Source organism: Nonomuraea sp. NPDC049725, from assembly GCF_040674795.1.
GTDB classification, from domain to species: domain Bacteria; phylum Actinomycetota; class Actinomycetes; order Streptosporangiales; family Streptosporangiaceae; genus Nonomuraea; species Nonomuraea ceibae.
The window spans coordinates 13,285-30,275 of sequence record NZ_JBFANJ010000009.1 but is presented as its reverse complement, the minus strand read 5'-3'; the positions used below and the strand labels follow the sequence as shown (position 1 = coordinate 30,275).

General features: G+C 71.9%; 17 protein-coding genes. 7 read left to right on the top strand and 10 right to left on the bottom strand.

The window, feature by feature from the left end; genetic code table 11:
• Nucleotides 1-69 precede the first annotated feature (69 nt).
• The 4 genes from AB0J53_RS23540 to AB0J53_RS23525 are packed head-to-tail and all read left to right on the top strand — an operon-like array spanning nucleotide 70 to nucleotide 4,319.
• On the top strand, nucleotides 70-1,224 hold the full coding sequence (locus AB0J53_RS23540) for a sensor histidine kinase (protein WP_219500844.1): 1,155 nt from the start codon (nucleotides 70-72) through the stop codon (nucleotides 1,222-1,224).
• Nucleotides 1,215-1,868: a response regulator transcription factor gene (locus AB0J53_RS23535; RefSeq protein ID WP_364175716.1), complete on the top strand. Its 654-nt coding sequence runs from the start codon at nucleotides 1,215-1,217 to the stop codon at nucleotides 1,866-1,868. The genes AB0J53_RS23540 and AB0J53_RS23535 overlap by 10 nt, the downstream gene beginning before the upstream one ends.
• Nucleotides 1,865-2,632: a DUF4097 family beta strand repeat-containing protein gene (locus AB0J53_RS23530; RefSeq protein ID WP_364175713.1), complete on the top strand. Its 768-nt coding sequence runs from the start codon at nucleotides 1,865-1,867 to the stop codon at nucleotides 2,630-2,632. Before AB0J53_RS23535 ends, AB0J53_RS23530 begins: the two co-directional genes overlap by 4 nt.
• 40 nt (nucleotides 2,633-2,672) lie before the next feature.
• A complete protein-coding gene (locus AB0J53_RS23525; RefSeq protein ID WP_364175710.1) occupies nucleotides 2,673-4,319 on the top strand; it encodes an acetolactate synthase in 1,647 nt (548 codons plus the stop codon).
• Here the strand turns inward: AB0J53_RS23525 and AB0J53_RS23520 are convergent, their stop codons facing one another.
• A complete protein-coding gene (locus tag AB0J53_RS23520; protein ID WP_364175707.1) occupies nucleotides 4,320-5,879 on the bottom strand; it encodes a serine/threonine-protein kinase in 1,560 nt (519 codons plus the stop codon).
• A 231-nt stretch (nucleotides 5,880-6,110) separates the two neighbouring features.
• Between AB0J53_RS23520 and AB0J53_RS23515 the strand changes: the two genes are divergently transcribed.
• Nucleotides 6,111-6,491: a thioesterase family protein gene (locus AB0J53_RS23515; protein ID WP_246644102.1), complete on the top strand. Its 381-nt coding sequence runs from the start codon at nucleotides 6,111-6,113 to the stop codon at nucleotides 6,489-6,491.
• Here AB0J53_RS23515 and AB0J53_RS23510 read toward each other — a convergent pair.
• The 7 genes from AB0J53_RS23510 to AB0J53_RS23480 all read right to left on the bottom strand — a co-directional run bounded on the left by AB0J53_RS23510 (nucleotide 6,481) and on the right by AB0J53_RS23480 (nucleotide 12,962).
• Nucleotides 6,481-6,693 (bottom strand): biotin/lipoyl-binding carrier protein, encoded by a 213-nt coding sequence (locus AB0J53_RS23510; RefSeq protein ID WP_156325834.1) that lies wholly within the window; start codon nucleotides 6,691-6,693, stop codon nucleotides 6,481-6,483. The two genes, AB0J53_RS23515 and AB0J53_RS23510, sit on opposite strands and share 11 nt — an antisense overlap.
• A 32-nt stretch (nucleotides 6,694-6,725) precedes the next feature.
• Nucleotides 6,726-8,114 (bottom strand): biotin carboxylase N-terminal domain-containing protein, encoded by a 1,389-nt coding sequence (locus tag AB0J53_RS23505; RefSeq protein ID WP_364175702.1) that lies wholly within the window; start codon nucleotides 8,112-8,114, stop codon nucleotides 6,726-6,728.
• Nucleotides 8,115-8,315: 201 nt separating this feature from the next.
• Nucleotides 8,316-9,569: an HD domain-containing phosphohydrolase gene (locus tag AB0J53_RS23500; RefSeq protein ID WP_219500832.1), complete on the bottom strand. Its 1,254-nt coding sequence runs from the start codon at nucleotides 9,567-9,569 to the stop codon at nucleotides 8,316-8,318.
• On the bottom strand, nucleotides 9,566-10,921 hold the full coding sequence (locus tag AB0J53_RS23495; protein ID WP_364175699.1) for an HD-GYP domain-containing protein: 1,356 nt from the start codon (nucleotides 10,919-10,921) through the stop codon (nucleotides 9,566-9,568). Before AB0J53_RS23495 ends, AB0J53_RS23500 begins: the two co-directional genes overlap by 4 nt.
• Before the next feature lie 224 nt (nucleotides 10,922-11,145).
• Entirely contained in the window at nucleotides 11,146-12,084 is a 939-nt protein-coding gene (locus tag AB0J53_RS23490; protein WP_219500828.1) for an NAD-dependent epimerase/dehydratase family protein, read from the bottom strand.
• A gap of 9 nt (nucleotides 12,085-12,093) precedes the next feature.
• Nucleotides 12,094-12,360 carry a mycothiol system anti-sigma-R factor gene (gene rsrA, locus AB0J53_RS23485; protein WP_219500826.1) on the bottom strand — a complete coding sequence of 89 codons (267 nt, stop codon included), beginning with the start codon at nucleotides 12,358-12,360 and terminating at the stop codon, nucleotides 12,094-12,096.
• A complete protein-coding gene (locus AB0J53_RS23480) occupies nucleotides 12,357-12,962 on the bottom strand; it encodes a sigma-70 family RNA polymerase sigma factor (RefSeq protein WP_219501184.1) in 606 nt (201 codons plus the stop codon). The genes rsrA and AB0J53_RS23480 overlap by 4 nt, the downstream gene beginning before the upstream one ends.
• A 233-nt stretch (nucleotides 12,963-13,195) precedes the next feature.
• Between AB0J53_RS23480 and AB0J53_RS23475 the strand changes: the two genes are divergently transcribed.
• Entirely contained in the window at nucleotides 13,196-13,957 is a 762-nt protein-coding gene (locus AB0J53_RS23475) for a methyltransferase domain-containing protein (RefSeq protein ID WP_219500824.1), read from the top strand.
• On the opposite strand, the gene AB0J53_RS23470 is transcribed toward AB0J53_RS23475, so the two are convergent.
• Nucleotides 13,954-14,289: a TraR/DksA family transcriptional regulator gene (locus AB0J53_RS23470; protein ID WP_219500822.1), complete on the bottom strand. Its 336-nt coding sequence runs from the start codon at nucleotides 14,287-14,289 to the stop codon at nucleotides 13,954-13,956. The genes AB0J53_RS23475 and AB0J53_RS23470 overlap by 4 nt on opposite strands.
• Before the next feature lie 148 nt (nucleotides 14,290-14,437).
• Nucleotides 14,438-15,172, bottom strand: a complete 735-nt coding sequence (locus tag AB0J53_RS23465; RefSeq protein WP_219500820.1) for an SOS response-associated peptidase — start codon at nucleotides 15,170-15,172, stop codon at nucleotides 14,438-14,440.
• Nucleotides 15,173-15,311: 139 nt separating this feature from the next.
• On the opposite strand from AB0J53_RS23465, the gene aroA reads away from it, so the two are divergent.
• Nucleotides 15,312-16,604 carry a 3-phosphoshikimate 1-carboxyvinyltransferase gene (gene aroA / locus AB0J53_RS23460; RefSeq protein ID WP_364175693.1) on the top strand — a complete coding sequence of 431 codons (1,293 nt, stop codon included), beginning with the start codon at nucleotides 15,312-15,314 and terminating at the stop codon, nucleotides 16,602-16,604.
• Nucleotides 16,605-16,991: the final 387 nt, after the last annotated feature.

The following is a 16,991-nucleotide window of genomic DNA, read 5'->3' as shown; positions in this document are numbered from 1 at the left end:
CTAGCCCCACCCTGGTCGCGCACACCAGGCCCATGTCCGGCAGCTCCCAGGAGTCAATACCGTGGAGGCATGAAACGACCCCGGGTGGCCACGGCGTGGCTCGACACGGCCCACGTGATGACCGGGCTGCCCGTCGCGTTCGCGCTCGCCGTGCTGACGCTCGCGTCGGCCGTGGCCCCGCCCGTGCTGCGGCGCGGCGTGCCCTGGTTCACGCGGGTGCAGCGCTCCCGGTTCGAGGCGTTTCTGGGCGAGCGCATCCCGCCGGTGCCGCCCGCGCGCAGCTGGCGCACCTCCAGCCTGTGGCGGCAGATCGCCTACCATCTGCTGTCGCCGCTGGTCAGCGGGCTGGCGGTGTTCCTGGTCGCGGCGACGTGGGGCGCGGCGCTGGTGGGGCTGCTGGCCTTCCTGCCGCCGCTGATCCAACCGCCGCCGCTGACCTTCCTGTTCGACCTGCGGGACCCGAACGTGGTCACCACCTACATCGTGGCGGGGGCCGTACTCCTGCTGATCGCGCCCGTGCTGGCGCGCGGGATGGCGATGCTGGACCTGTCGGTGGCGCGGGCGCTGCTCGGCCCCAGCCGCGACGAGCTGGGGCGGCGCATCGAGACGCTGACCGAGAGCCGCGCCGGCGTGATCGACGCCGCCGACGCCGAGCGGCGGCGCATCGAGCGTGACCTGCACGACGGCGCCCAGCAGCGGCTGGTGTCACTGGCGATGAACCTGGGCCTGGCCCGCGCCACGCTCACCGACCTGCCGGAACCGGCCCGCGAGGCCATCGAGCACGCGCACGAGGAGGCCAAGCAGGCGCTCAAGGAGCTGCGCGACTTCGTCCGCGGCCTGCATCCGGCCGTGCTCAACGACCAGGGCCTCGACGCGGCGCTGTCCGGCGTGGCCGCGCGGGCCCCCATCCCGGTGCGGTTGCGCGTCGACATCGAGCGCCGCGCCACTCCGACGATCGAGGCGGTGGCATTCTTCATCGTGTCCGAGGCACTGACCAACATCGCCAAGCACGCCGCGGCCACCAAGGCCGAGGTGAGCGTGCGGCGCGAGCGTGACCGGCTGCACGTGCTCGTCTATGACGACGGCTGCGGCGGGGCCCGCCTCGACAGCGGCACCGGGCTGCGCGGTCTGGCGCAGCGCATCGACGCCGTGGACGGCAGGCTGCGGCTGAGCAGCCCGCTCGGCGGCCCGACGACGATCGAGGTGGACCTGCCGTGCGAGTAGTGCTCGCCGAGGACTCCGTGCTGCTGCGCGAGGGGCTCGTCCGGCTGCTGGAGGCGGCCGGGCTGGAGATCGTGGCCGCCGTGGCCGAGGCCGAAGGGCTGCTGCGGGCCGCCGAGGAGCACCGGCCCGACCTGGTGCTCACCGACGTGCGGATGCCGCCCACGCACACCGACGAGGGGCTGCGGGCCGCGCTCGTGCTGCGCCGCCAGCAGCCGTCGCTGGCCGTGCTGGTGCTCTCCCAGTACGTCGAGGAGCGCTACGCCGCCCAGCTTCTCGCCTCGGCCGCCGGCGGCGTCGGCTACCTGCTGAAGGACCGGGTGGCGGACGTGGCCGAGTTCGTCGACGCGCTGCGCCGGGTGGCGGGCGGCGGCACCGCGCTGGACCCCGAGGTGGTCTCCCAGCTCCTGCTGCGCGGCCACAGCGACCCGCTGGACCGGCTGACGCCGCGCGAGCACGAGGTGCTCAAGCTCATGGCCGAGGGCCGCTCCAACGCGGGCATCGGCGCGCAGCTCGTGCTCAGCGAGGGCGCCGTGGGCAAGCACATCGGCAACATCTTCGCCAAGCTCGACCTGCCTCCGGCCGAGGGCGACCACCGTCGGGTGCTGGCCGTGCTCCAGTTCCTCAAGATCAGGAGCATACCGTGAGAGCGCTCTGGCTGACCCTCGGCTCGGTGCTGACCGTGATCGCGGTGACGGTGTCGACCGCGATCATCTGGCGCGGGTTCGCCACCGCCCGTGAGCCCACCGAGACCACCGAGCGCGTCATCGCGGTCGAGGCGCTGACCACGCTGCGCGTGATCGGGGAGGGGGCCGTGAGCGTGCAGGTCCATCGGGGCGAAGCCGGGCAGATCCTCCTCGTCCGGTCGATGCGCTGGTCACAGGAGAAGCCCAGCGTGGCGGAGGACTGGGACGGCCGGACCCTGCGCCTGGACTCCTCCTGCCCCGGCGCCGGCTACCTGACGGCGCCGGTCTGCGAGATCGGCTACCAGATCCTGGTGCCGCAGCACGTCAGCGTGGACGCCAGGACCGCCTCCGGCTTCCTGGCCGTCGACGACATCGCCGGTGACGTCCGCGTCGCCACCGTCTCCGGCGCCGTCCGCCTGGACGACCTGCCCGGCAAGGTGCACGCCAGGAGCGGATCGGGCAGCGTCCGGGGCGACTCCCTGCGCAGCGAGCAGGTGGACGTGGAGGTGAGCTCGGGCGACCTCGACCTGTCGTTCATGACGCAGCCCAGCGAGGTGCGCGCGATCGTCAAGACCTCCGGCAACATCGACATGGAGCTTCCACCCGGCGCCTACGACCTGACGACCAGCGCGCCACAGGTGATCACGACGCCGGTCAGCGACCCAGGCTCGTCCAGGAAGATCACTGTGTCGACGCCCGACGGCGAGGTGTCCATATGCTGCTGAAGCTCTGTTTACTTTTGTGACTGGTTGGTAAGTTCCCGGCATGGAGTCTGCGAAGCATGCCGGTGACGCCGCTGTCGCCGTGTCCAAGGCCTATGGTGTCGAGACCATGTTCACCCTGTCGGGCGGGCATGTCTTCCCCCTTTACGACGGCGCCCAGCACGAGGGCATGCGCATCCTCGACGTGCGCCACGAGCAGAGCGCGGTCTTCGCCGCGGAGGCCACCGCCCGGCTGACCCGCAACCCCGGCCTGGCGGTGCTGACCGCCGGACCCGGCATCACCAACGGCGTCAGCGGCGTGGCCACCGCGCACTTCAACGGCTCCCCCGTCGTCGTCCTGGGTGGGCGCGCCCCGCAGTCGCGCTGGGGCAGCGGCGCCCTCCAGGAGATGGACCACCCGCCGCTGTTCACGCCGATCACCAAGCTGGCGTTCACCGCCTCCGGCGCCGACTCCGTCGGCCAGGACGTCGAGACCGCCTTCCGCACCGCCGTCGCGCCGCACCGCGGCCCCGTCTTCCTCGACGTCCACATGGACCACCTGTTCTCGCCCGCCCCCGTGCCGGAGCCCAGCACCCAGTCGCCGTCGCCGCTGGAGCCCGACCCCGACGACCTGCGCGCCATCGCCGCCCTGATCGCCGAGGCCGAGCGGCCCGTGCTCGTGTACGGGTCCGACGTGTGGATGGACCGGGCCGAGGAGGCCGCCCGCGACTTCGCCGAGACCTGGCGGCTGCCCGTCATCCCCAACGGCCAGGGCCGCGGCATCCTGCCCGCCGGGCACGACCTGCTCGTCACCCGCGCCCGCGGCCTCGCCTTCGCCCAGGCCGACCTGGTCGTCGTCATCGGCACCCCGCTCGACTTCCGCCTCGGCTACGGCTGGTTCGGCGGCAAGGACGGCGCTCCGCTGGCCAAGGTGGTGCACATCGCCGACGCGCCGTCCGGCATCACCACCCACATGAAGCCCGTCGCCTCCGCCGCCGGCGACCTGTCGGTCGTCCTGTGGAGCCTCGGCACGGCCTGCGGCGAAGCCGGCGTCAAGCCGAGCCGCTACGAGAGCTGGGTCAGCACGCTCGGCGACACCGCCGCGGCCGCCATCGCCGGCGACGCCGCCCTGCTCGCCTCCGACTCCGACCCGATCCACCCCATGCGCATCTACGGCGAGCTCGGCAAGGTCCTCGCCGACGACGCCGTGGTGATCGGCGACGGCGGCGACTTCGTGTCCTACGCGGGCAAGTACGTCGAGCCCCGCCGGCCCGGCAACTGGCTCGACCCCGGCCCGTACGGCTGCCTCGGCACCGGGCTCGGCTACAGCATCGCCGCCCGCCTGGCCAGGCCGTCCTCCCAGGTGGTGCTGCTGCTCGGCGACGGCGCGGCGGGCTTCTCCCTCATGGACGTCGACACGCTCGTCCGGCACCGGCTCCCGGTCGTCATGATCTGCGGCAACAACGGCATCTGGGGGCTGGAGAAGCACCCGATGCAGCTCCTGTACGGCTACGACGTGGCCGCCGAGCTGCAGCCGCAGTGCCGCTACGACCAGGTCGTCACCGCGCTGGGCGGCGGCGGCGAGCTGGTCACCAAGGCGTCGGAGATCGGGCCCGCGCTGCGCCGCGCCTTCGACTCCGGCATCCCGTACATGGTCAACATCGCGACCGACCCGCAGGTCGCCTACCCCCGCAACACCACGGGGGTGTGACTACGGCTTGACCGTGGTCGTGGCGGTCACGGTCGGGGTGGGCGTGTTACAGGTCGGGGTGGGGATCAGCACCGCCTCGACCGTCTTGCCCACCTCCAGCATCTCGCCGCCGTTGGGGAAGCTCTGGCCGACCATCTTGCACATGTCGGGCAGGGTGCCGTCGGTCTGGTCGTCGGCCTTGAACCCGAAACCGGCCTGCTTGATCTTGGCCACGGCCTGTGGGTAAGGCATGTTGACGATGTACGGCACCTCCTTCTTCGGCTTGGGCGTCGGCGAGGGGGACTTCGTGGTCGTCTTCGTCGGGGTGGGCGTGGGAGTCGGGGTCGGAGACTCGGTGGGCTCGGTCTCCTCGGGGGTGGGCGTCGTCTTGTCGCCGATCGACTGCTCCCTCGGCGGCTTGGTCGACGGCCTCACCCGGGGGGTCCTCGTCGGCTTCTCCGTCGGCTTCTTCGGCTTGGACTCGGTGACCGTCGGCGTCGGGGTCGGCTGGGCGATCCGGTCGCCCTCGGCGCTCATGTTGGTGAGCGCGACCGCGCCCGCGCCCACGCCGAGCACCAGCACGGCGGCGAGCCCGGCCACCAGGCCGCCCCGGCGCGGGGCCTTGGCCGCGCGGCGGCTGCCCTGGCGCTGGCCCGCCACGGTCGTGGCCTCGGGAGGAGCCTGCACCGCGCCCGTCTGATACGCCTCGGGCGGCGGGGCCATGGTGGCGCCGGTGGTCGGCAGGGCCGCCTGGGTCATCGGGATCTCGCCGGTGGCGACCATGCGGGCCGCGTCGCTCATCGCCCTGGCGCTGGGGAAGCGCCGCGCCGGGTCCTTCGACAGGGCCCGCTCGACCAGCGCGCGCACCGGCCCGGGGATGTCGGGCGGCAGCGGCGGCGGCGCCTCGCGGATGTGCTTGAGCGCGATCGTGACCGGGCTGTCGCCGTCGAACGGCCGCTGACCGGCCAGGCACTCGTAGGCGACGACGCCGAGCGCGTAGATGTCGACGGCCGGCGTGACGGGGGCGCCCTCGGCCTGCTCGGGCGCGCAGTAGGCGGCGGTGCCGAGCACCATGCCGGCGTCGGTGAGCCGGTTGGCCAGGTCGGAACGGGCGATGCCGAAGTCGGTGATGACGAGCGTGCCGTCGCGCTGCACCAGCAGGTTGCCCGGCTTGACGTCGCGGTGCACGATGCCCTGGTCGTGCACGGCCTGGAGCGCCGAGGCGGCCTGGGCGATGAGCTCCATGGCGGGCTGCGGCGAGATCCGGCCGAGCCGGCCCAGCAGGCGGTCGAGCGGTTCGCCGTCGACGAACTTCATCACCAGGTAGACGGTGTCGCCGCTGACCCCGTAGTCGTAGACGTCGACCACGCCGGGGTGGTTGATCGTCGCCATCGCGCGCGCTTCCCCCTGGAAGCGGGCGAGGAAACCGGGGTCCTGCATACGGCCCGGGAGCAGCACCTTGACGGCGACGGTCCGCGCGAGGACGGTGTCTTCGCCGCGCCAAACCTCGCCCATTCCTCCGGCGCCGATGCGGGTATCCAGGCGATACCGCCCCGCAAGCGTCGTCCCTTGGGCCACCATGACTCCCCCGCTACCCCCTGCCTCTAGACCCTCTCCCACCCCAGGGTTCTCAACAAAGCGAACTTGTGTCGCGGTGCGGTCACACGGAGGTCACGGAACTCGGAGAGTGTACGACTCACATTCCTCACACGCCACACAAATGCCACAAGTTGTCCCACCCTATCCTGCGGCCTGCGAACCCTGCTTGTCCCCGTTTTCGGACAGATCACCGCGCCACACTAAGCTGACGGCATGACGCTCGCTCCGGGTCTCCGCTCCCAGCTGCTCACCATGGTCGAGCGGAGCGACACCGCCGAGAAGATCGGCAGCGGCGACGTGCCCGTGCTCGCCACGCCGCGCCTGCTGGCGCTGGCCGAGCAGGCCACCCTCCAGGCCGCGGCCCCGCACCTCAAGCCGGGCGAGACGTCGGTCGGCACCCGGGTCGAGCTCGAACACCTGGCGGCCAGCCCCGTCGGCGCCCACGTGAGCATCGGCGTGGAGCTGACCGAGGTCGACGGCAGGCGGCTGGTCTTCGGCTTCCAGGCCAGCGACAAACACGCGCTCGTCGCCAGAGGCGTGATCGAGCGCGTCGTCGTCGACCGCGAGAGGTTCCTGGCGCGCGTCACTCGATGACGGCGATCAGGTCGCCTTCCTGGATCACGTCGCCCTCGGCCACCTTGAGCTGGGCCACCACGCCGTCGTCCTCGGCGAGCACCGGGATCTCCATCTTCATCGACTCCAGGATGACCAGCGTGTCACCGTCGGAGACCTCGTCGCCCTCCCGGACGACGACCTTCCACACGTTCGCCACCATCTCAGCTCGGACCTCAGCCACCGCGACTCCCCTCTTCCAATGATTCAACAGTCTTACGCACGCTTGGCGCGCATCCGCCCTACCAGGCCCGTGTCATAGTCGCCGGTGACGAACTCGTCGTTGTCCAGCAGCTCCGCGCAGAACGGCAGGTTGTTCTTGGGCCCCTCGACGGTGAACCCGGCCACCGCCTCGCGGGCCCGCTCCAGCGCCTCGGCGCGGGTGGCGCCGTGCACACAGAGCTTGGCCATGAGCGGGTCGTAGAACGGGGTGACCGTGTTGCCCGACTCGTAGCCCGAGTCGACGCGCACGCCGTCGCCCGCGGGCTCGGTCCATGCGGTGATCTTGCCAGGTCCGGGGAAGAACCGCTTGGGGTCCTCGGCGTACACGCGGAACTCGATGGCGTGCCCGCTGACCTCGGGCGTGATCTCGGGGCTCTCCCCGGCGGCGACCCGCAGCTGCAGCTCGACCAGGTCGAGGCCGGTGACGAGCTCGGTGACCGGGTGCTCCACCTGGAGCCGGGTGTTCATCTCCAGGAAGACGAAGTCCTGGGCGTCGGCGTCGACCAGGCACTCCACGGTGCCGGCGCCGAGATAGCGGACGGCCTCGCCGGCGCGCACGGCCGCGGCCAGCATGCGCTCGCGCAGCTCGGGCGTGATGCCGGGCGACGGCGTCTCTTCCACGACCTTCTGGTGGCGGCGCTGCACCGAGCAGTCGCGCTCGCCCAGCGCCACGACGGTGCCGTCGGGGCGGCCGAGGATCTGCACCTCGACGTGGCGGGCCCGCTCGATGTAGCGCTCCAGCAGGATGGCCGGACCGGCGAGCACGTCGCCCGCGCCGCCCGCCGCCGCAGCCGCCGCGAACCGCAGCGCCGCCCGGGACGCCTGGTCGAACGCCTTGGCCAGCTCGTCGTCGTCATGCGCGACGCTCATGCCGATCCCGCCGCCGCCTCCGGCGGTCTTGACCATGACGGGATAGCCGATCTCCTTGGCCGCCGTCATGGCCAGGCCCAGGTCGGTGACGGGCTCACGGGTGCCGGCGGCCACCGGGACGCCGGCGTCCTCCATGAGGTTACGGGCGTTGATCTTGTCGCCCATCCGGTCGATGGCCTCGGGGGCGGGGCCGATCCACACCATGCCCGCGGCGATGACGGCCTCGGCGAAGCCCGCGTTCTCGGCCAGGAACCCGTAGCCGGGGTGGATGGACCGGGCGCCCGTGGCGCGGGCCGCCTCCAGCACCTTGACCGGGTCGAGGTAGCTCTGCGCGGGGTTGGCCGGCCCGATCAGCACGGCCTCGTCGGCCTCGCGCACGTACGGCAGGTCGGCGTCGGCCTCGGAGTGGACCGCTATGGCGCGCAGGCCCAGCCGCTGGACCGTGCGGATGATCCGGCGCGCGATCTCCCCTCGGTTGGCGATCAGGACGGGTCCGAGCGTCTCATTAAGCACGTCGCCAACCCTACGACCGCCGGGGCCGCCAGCCCTTTCCCCCGAAACCACCGATCCGGACAATCGGATCTGTAGGTTTCCTACAAATGAGGCAGTGCCGAAACCCGTGGGCGGGCGCGCCGTACTGCGAGGACCTACAGCGCCGTGGCACGTGCGCGAAGGGGCCGTAGTGCGGGAATCTACAGGACCGAAACCCCGCCGTCAGCGCCGCAGGGCCGTGCGGCCGGTGACGCGGGCCAGCGCCTCGACCGCCTCCGCATCGTACGCGGTGCCGGCGGCGAGCCTGAGCCGCTCCAGGGCGGCGCCCGCGCGGTCGCGGTCGGTCGAGCCGCCGAGCAGGTCGTCGTAGGCGTTGGCCACCTTGATGATGCGGCTCGACAGCGGCGGGTCCTCGCTCACCGGGTCGCACTGGCGGCTGACCAGATCGGCCACCCGGTCGAGCACGCCGGTCTGCCTGATCACCTCGGCGCCCAGCTCGGCGATGCTGCGGGCCTGCTCGGGGTCGGTCAGGACGGTCGCGCCGCCGGGGATCGGGTCGCGCAGCGAGAGCTGGCCGATGTCGTGCATGAGCGCGGCGTACTCCAGCTCCAGCAGCTCCGGCTCGGCCATGCCCAGCTCTCTGCCGATCGCCACGGCCAGGCGGCTGACCCGGCGCGAGTGGCCGGGCTCGACGTAGCCGCCGACCTCGGTGACCCGCGACAGGGCGCGCACGGTCTGCAGATAGGTGGCGCGGATGCCGGCGTACTTGCGGAAGGCCACCTGGGTGACGAGCAGCGGGGCCGCGAAGACGAGCAGCGCCACCAGGTCCATGCTGTGGGTGGCCAGCGCGAGCAGCACGCCGGAGGAGGCGACGGCGACCCCGAGCGGGAAGGCGACGTTGATCTCGTCGCGCACGGCCACCCGGAACGCGGTGCGCATCTCCTCGGCCCGCAGCATCGCGGCGACCACCACGTCGATCAGCAGCGAGAGGCTGGTGAGCGCCACCATCAGGCCGAGAGCCGGCCACCACGTGCCCGACTCGCCCTGGGTGAGCCGGTAGAGGGGGTCGGCCAGCGGGCGGAAGGCGAAGGCCAGCAGCGCGGCGGTGAGCAGGCGGCGGGCCATGGCGTCGAGGCGCGGCGGACGCCCGACGGCCAGGTGGGGCAGCGCGCCCGCGATCATGCCGACCGCGATCACGGCCACGACCTGGAGCGCGGAGTGGCGCAGCGGGACCTGGCTGAGGTCGAGCAGCAGCGTGTAGCCGAGCGCGGCGGCGGCGCCGATCGGGGCGACCTCGCGGTTGCCCGGCATGGTGAGCCTGGCCAGCTCGCCGACCGCGATCAGCGCGCCGAACCCGACCGCGATCTCCGGCCGGTCGAGCCCGACGGCCGAGGTGTGCGCGATCCCGGCCACGGAGACGAGCCCGGCCGCGCCGACGAGGAGGAGCCGGCCGGTGCCCAGCCGCTGGTAGGTCACTGCCCCGTCACCACTTCGATGGGCATCGTCGGGTCGTCGTGGTCCTTGATGTGCGTCTCGGCGTCCTCGGGCGTCGGCGGGTCGACGCGGCGCGGCGGCTGCCACGGGTCGTGCTCCAGCGCCTTGACGAACGCGGCCACCATGACCGGGTCGAACTGGGTGCCGGCGCCCTTGCGCAGCTCCTCCACCGCCACCTCGACCGGCCGGGCGCCCCGGTAGGAGCGGTCGGAGGTCATCGAGTCGAACGCGTCGGCCACGGCGATGATCCGGGCGAACTCCGGGATCTCGTCGGCGGCCAGCCCCATCGGGTAGCCCTTGCCGTCGTGGCGCTCGTGGTGGTGCATGATCCCGGCGAACGCCTCGTCGAGGAAGTCGATGCCCTGCACGATCTCCAGCCCGCGCATCGGATGGAGCTGGATCGCGGCGAACTCCTCCTCGGTCAGCGGCCCGTCCTTCTGCAGCACCTTGGTCGGCACGCCGAGCTTGCCCACGTCGTGCAGCATGCCGGCGTAGCGGATGGCGCGCAGCCGTTCCATGCCCATGCCGACCTCCTGCGCGATCATGGTGGAGGCGAGCGAGACCCGGGTGCAGTGGCCTCTGGTGTAGTAGTCCTTGGTCTCCACGGCCTGGCACAGGGCGGCCATCGTGGCGTCGTAGGAGCGCTGCTGCGCGTGATACTGGCCGAAGGCCCAGCGCGCGACGAACAGCGGCACCAGCACGAGCACGGCCGAGATCGACTGCACGGTCGCCCACAGCCCGGCCACCAGCAGCCCGAACGTGCCGTAGCCCAGGTAGGACAGCAGGAACTGGGCCAGCCCGCGCAGCGGCACCTCCTCGGCCCTGACGTGCGTGGCCAGCCTGATCATGGTGAGCGTGAGCAGGATGTTGAGCGGCACGAACACGGCGGTGGCCGCGGCGTAGGGGCCGATCAGGTCGTCGAAGGCGGCGACCTCGGGCACGCCGACCGCGCCGCCGAGCCACACGTACACGCCGCCGGCCGCGAAGCCGCAGATGGCGAACTGGGCCCCGTTGAACACCCGTTTGATCAGCGGCAGCCCGGGGCGGACGCTGAGCACGGCGGTGAGCCCGACGAGCGCCGCCCCCTCCGGGCCGATCAGCACCACCGCGGCCAGCGCGGCCGAGAAGCTGACCGACACCGCGAACTGCTCCACGTTGAGCAGCGTCGGCATCGACTCGCACACCAGGAACAGCAGCACGAGCACGAGCAGCACGTCGAGATTGTCCGGCGCCACCAGCGCGCCGGAGGTGACCACGCTGCGCCCGATGAGGGCCGCCGCGGCGCCGATGACGCCCAGCAGGTAGACCCTCGCGGGCCACGGCAGATCACGCATTGCGGCCCCCCACGCGCATCAGGTCCAGGAAACCCCTGGCGGCAGCGCTCCGCCCGCGATCACCGCGACCACGGGGGCGATGAGCACGGCGGCCGTGAACAGCCTGGCGACCATTGCCTTCAACATCCACTCGCCTCCACGTCGACTCCTGGGGCTCACGCTACAGAAGAAGGACAGCCCGTACGGGCGGAGTCACGAATCGCAAGCAAAGCGTAACCAAGCCACTACCGGAGGCGACTACGCGCCCACTCCACCGTGAGCTTCACACCAGTGGACAAATCGGTGCGCGGTTCCCAGCCGAGCCCCTCGAACGCGGGCACCGGGTCGACCGCCATCGCCGGCAGGTCACCCACGCGCGGCTGCGCGAACCCGGGCTTGTCGGGCGCGCCGGCCGCGTCGGCGATCAGCGAGTGCAGCCGCCGGTCGGTGGTCTGGATGCCGGTGCCGAGGTTGAACCTGCGGCCGTTGCCGTCGGAGCCGCACGCCCGGACGAAGCCGTCGACCACGTCGTCGACGTAGACGTAGTCGCGGGTCTGCGTGCCGTCGCCGTAGAGGACCGTGGGCGTGCCGTTGAGCAGCCCGTCGGTGAAGATCGACACGACCCCGGCCTCGCCCTCGGGCGACTGGCGCGGCCCGTAGACGTTGGACAGCACCAGCGTGGTGTACTCGATCCCGTAAAGGGCGCGGAACGTCGCCAGGTAGGTCTCGCCGCTCAGCTTGGAGGCGGCGTACGGGGAGCGCGGGTCGGTGGGGGCGTCACCCGGCACCGGGATCGTCGCCGGGCGGCCGTAGACCGCGACGGACGAGGCGAACACCACCTTGCGGGTGCTGCCCTCGTGGGCCGCGGTCAGCACCGACGCGGTGCCCTCGACGTTGAGGCTGGCGTCGTGCACCGGGTCGGCGACGCTCTTGCGCACGCTGATCTGCGCGGCCAGATGGCAGATCACCTCCGGCCGGAGGTCGGCGGCCAGCTCCCGCAGCGCGGGGTCGCGCACGTCGAGCTCGTGCAGCGTGAACCGGTCGCTACGCGCGGCCGAGGCCAGGTTGTCGCGGCTGCCCGAGGACAGGTCGTCGACCACGGCCACCTCGTGCCCGCCCGCGAGCAGACGGTCGACGAGATTGGACCCGATGAACCCGGCACCCCCGGTAACAAGCACGCGCATGGGGGAATCCTAGTCGGCCAGATCCGCCCGTACCTGCGCGATGCGCGCCAGAACCTTGGCGCGCAGGTCTTCCGGGACCGGATCGCAGCCGCACTTCTTGGCCACGATCTGCTTGATCGCCTTGTCCAGGTCGTACTCCTGGAGGCAGGGACCGCACTCGTCGAGGTGGACGCGGATGCCCGCCACGTCGTGCTCGGTCAGCTCGCCGTCGAGGTAGGCGTAGACCTTGTCGAGGACCTCGCGGCAGTCGGTGTCATGCGGGTTGCCACAGCTCATTTCGATCCCTCCGTCGGGACCAGGCCACGCTCGCGAGCATAGTCCTCAAGGAGGCTTCTGAGCTGCCTGCGCCCACGGTGCAGCCTCGACATCACGGTGCCGATCGGAGTCCCCATGATGTCGGCGATCTCCTTGTACGGGAAGCCCTCGACGTCGGCGAGGTAGACCGCGATCCGGAACTCCTCGGGCAGTGCCGCGAGTGCTTGCTTGACGTCACCGTCGGGCAGGTGCTCCAGCGCCTCCACCTCGGCGGACTTCAAGCCGCTCGAAGTGTGGGACTCGGCCCGGGCGAGCTGCCAGTCCTCGATCTCCTCGGTGCCGGACTGCTTCGGCTCACGCTGCTTCTTGCGATAGGTGTTGATGAACGTGTTCGTCAGGATCCGGTAGAGCCACGCCTTGAGGTTGGTGCCCTGCTGGAACTGATGGAACGACGCGAACGCCTTCGCGAAGGTCTCCTGCAGCAGGTCCTCCGCGTCCGCCGGGTTTCGGGTCATCCGGAGGGCGGCCGAGTAGAGCTGCTCGAGATAAGGCATCACGTCGCGTTCGAAACGCTCGCTCCGCTGCTCCAGAGTCTCCGCGCCTGTCGCGGGCACCGGGCCCACCCCCCTAAGATCACCGGTGGCCTGCTGAGGCGGGACACCGTACTCAGGGGAGAATACCCGCTTGTCAGCGACCGGCCGGTCACCGGGGAGGGAGTCGAGCAATGTGAGCATGCTCGTCGCAACACACCCGCGCCTTCGTCTGTTCCCGCAAGATAGAAGGTGACGAACAACCCGGTGCGGGGAAAACCATACGTACCGGCTGGTAGCCATTTTCCGGAACCCAGGAGTCGCGTGTGCTGCCCATTCCGGCCGAGGAACTCAACGGCTCAGGGACGCTGGGGCCGTACTGGACCTTCTATCACGCCGTCGTCGCCGAACAGCTCACCAGATGGCTCCCTGACGAACCCTCCGTGGTCCTCGACCTGTCCGGCGGGCGTGGCCGCTGGTCCGGGCACGCGGCCAGGGCCGGCCACCGGGTGATCGAGGTGCTCGACTTCCGCCGCACCGCCGAGGGGCACCACCGGCTGCGCGACGCCGACCTCGTCCGTCACGTACGCGCCGACGACCTGTCCTTCCTGCCCGACGAGAGCGTCGACGCGGTCGTCGCCGAGGAACGGGCGATGTCGATCGAGCTCATGGCCGAGTCGGCGATGAGCGACGTGGCGCGGGTGCTGCGCCCCGGCGGGCGGGCGCTGGTGTGCGTCGACTCGCTCGTGCTCGGCATGGCGATCCTGGCCGAGCAGGGCCAGTGGCAGCACCTGCGGCAGACGGGCGAGGTCATGCTCGTGCCGTGGCCCGACGGCAGCATCACCCGCTGCTTCAGCAGCGGCCAGCTGCGCGAGCTGCTGGCCGGCGCCGGGCTGGAGGTGGAGTGGATGCGCCCGCGCACGGTGCTGTCGCCGTCGACGGTCGACCACGTGCTCGGCGGCGACACGCGGACCCTGGCCTATCTCGTGCGCACCGAGCTGGAGGCCAAGCCCGCCGACGACGACACGGTGGGCATCCACCTGGTGGCCAGCGCCCGCAAGAGCGGAGCGCCCGCGGGCGACGGCTAGCGGCCCCGGCGCTCCCGCTTGCCCTGGCACTGCACGCACCGGGCGGCCTCGGGGCGCGCCTCCAGGCGGCCCTCGGGCACCGGGCTGGCGCAGTCGACGCACTTGCCGTAGGTGCCCTCGTCCAGCCGCTTGAGCGCCTCGACGACCGCCCGGCGCTGCGTGGTGGCCACGGCCACCATGGCCTGCGCGCGGTCGGCGTCGGTCAGGTCCGCGCCCGCGTCGGCCGCCGAGCGCTCGCGGATCGCCACCGGATCGCCCTGGAGCACCGCGATCGACCGATCCAGCTCTGCCAGCATCTCTTCCAGCCGCTCACGAGCGGTCGTGACGTCCACGAATCCGCACCTCCGGGAAAGTGAGGGCAACCCGCGGCGGAAAGATCCCCGGTAATCCCGCCCGGCGCTGTTTGTATAGGGGTGATTCCGTGTGAACGGATGTAAAGCTTTCCTCACCGGATGCCCACTACACGCGCTCCTTACACCTTTACGAATCCCCTTCGGGCAAGGGCTTGATGAGGTCCGGGCCATTGTTGCGGACATTGTTGACCTCGGTGCTGACCGGATGCGCGGTCAGCCGCCCGGGATCGGCCGGCACCAGCAGCCCCGAGGCCGCCTTGGTGTCGGTCAGCTTCGGGTCGAGCCACTCGGCCCACCGCTCCGGCTCGATCATCATCGGCATCCGGTCATGGATGCGCCCCAGCTCGTCCTCCGCGTCCGTGGTGATCACCGTGCACGTGACCAGCCACTTCAGCGGATCGTCGTCGTCGCGCGAGGGGTCCTTCCAGAACTCGTACAGCCCCGCCATCGCCAGCACCCCGCCGTCGGCCGGATGGATGAAGTACGGCTGTTTCTTCTTCTTGTCACCCTCGACCGGCATCCACTCGAAGTAGCCGTCGGCCGGGAGCAGGCAGCGCCGCTTGGCGAACGCCTGCCGGTAGGACGGCTTCTCCGCCACAGTCTCGATCCTGGCGTTGATCATCCGTGACCCGACGGACGGATCCTTCGCCCAGGCCGGCACCAGCCCCCACTTCACGACCCGCAACTGCCGCACCGCCCGCTCGGCGTCCTTCGGGACCCGGCTGAGCACGGCGTAGACGTTCTTCGTCGGCGCCACGTTGTAGTCGGGCGCCAGCTCCTTGTCCGGCTCGGCGTCCAGCTCCACCTGGAACTCCTCCAGCAGCTGGTGCTTGTCCCGCGCCGACGCGTATCTCCCGCACATGCCCTCACACTGCCACGTACGCCTTTCGCCTGCATGTGCGAACCCGTGCCGAAGGCCCTCCGAGCCGCTCGTCCACAGGCGCCCCCTGCTTGTCCACAGGGCACCGCTCCCCCGCACGCGGGGCCAGTAGTCTTTGGCCATGCCCAACGCGCACTGGCCCGCCCCGCTCGCCACCGCACCCGTCGTCGCCACCGTCCCGCTGCCCGGGTCCAAGTCGGTGACCAACCGCGCCCTCCTGCTCGCCGCGCTCGCCGACAGCCCCGGTTCCGTACGCCAGGCGCTCCGCAGCCGTGACGCCGATCTGATGGCGGCGGCCCTGCGCGCCCTGGGCGCCACGCTCACGGCCACGGCCGAGACCCCGTCCAGCGTCGACTGGCAGGTGACGCCCGGCCCCGTCCGCGCGGGCGCCTCCATCGACGCCGGTCTCGCGGGCACGGTCATGCGTTTCGTCCCCCCGATGGCCGCGCTCGCCGACGGCCCCGTCTCCTTCGACGGCGACCCGCACGCCCGCAAGCGCCCGATGGGCCCCATCCTCGACGCCCTGCGCGCCCTCGGCGCCCGCGTCGACAACGACGCGCTGCCGTTCACCGTCCACGGCCCCCTGACCGGCGGCGAGGTCACGCTCGACGCCTCGGCCTCCTCGCAGTTCGTCTCCGGGCTGCTGCTGACGGCCGCCCGGTTCGGCAAGGGCGTCACGATCCGCCACGTCGGCCCGCCGGTCCCGTCCCAGCCGCACATCGAGATGACGATCCACATGCTGCGCGAGGCGGGCGTCCGCGTCGACGACAGCGAGCCCGACGTGTGGCGCGTCGAGCCCGGCCCCATCGCGGCCCGCGACTGGGTGGTGGAGCCCGACCTGTCCAACGCCGCCCCGTTCCTGTCGGCCGCCCTCGTCACCGGCGGCACGGTCACCGTCCCGCACTGGCCGCTCAGGACCACGCAGCCGGGTGACGCCCTGCGCACCCTGCTCACCGACATGGGCGCCCGGGTGGCCTGGGGAGGCGCCCCGTCCGGCGGCGTCGACGACCTGGTCGTCACCGGCACCGGCGAGATCCGCGGCATCGACGCCGACCTGCGCGCGGTCGGCGAGCTCACCCCGACGATCGCCGCCCTGGCCGCCCTGGCCGTCTCCCCCACCCGCCTGCGCGGCATCGCCCACCTGCGCGGCCACGAGACCAACCGGCTCGCCGCCCTCGTCACCGAGATCAACGCCCTGGGCGGCGACGCCGAGGAGACCGACGACGGCCTCGTCGTCCGGCCCCGGCCCCTGCACGGCGGCACCTTCCACAGCTACGACGACCACCGCATGGCCACGGCCGGCGCCGTCATCGGCCTCGCGGTCCCGGGCATCGAGGTCGAGAACATCGCCACGACCGCCAAGACCCTGCCGGAGTTCGCCCAGATGTGGACCACCATGCTGGCCCCCCGATGACCGGGCAACCACCCACGCCCAGCACCATGCCCGCCTACCGGAGCCCGAGAACGCCCCCGCATGGCCACGGCGAGCGACACCCCTGTACACGAGGCTGCCTCGACCGCCCCGCCGGACCGCCCGCACGGACGGTCCGCGCCGTGCGGGCGCGTCACGCCCGCTGGGGCCTTCAGGGGCGGCGCACTGCCCCGGACGGGCGGGTCACCGTGCCGGCCGGTTGCGCCGGCTGGGGCCTTCAGGTGGGGGCGCCCGGCCCCGGGTGGGCGGGGCTTCGTCGCCGTGGTGTGGGGCTGCTTCCCCGCGGTGGAGGTGGTTACGGTGGGGGATGCCGTTCCCGGGGGATACCGGGTGTGAAGCGGGCATAGGTCCGCAGTGGGCCGGGCGCCC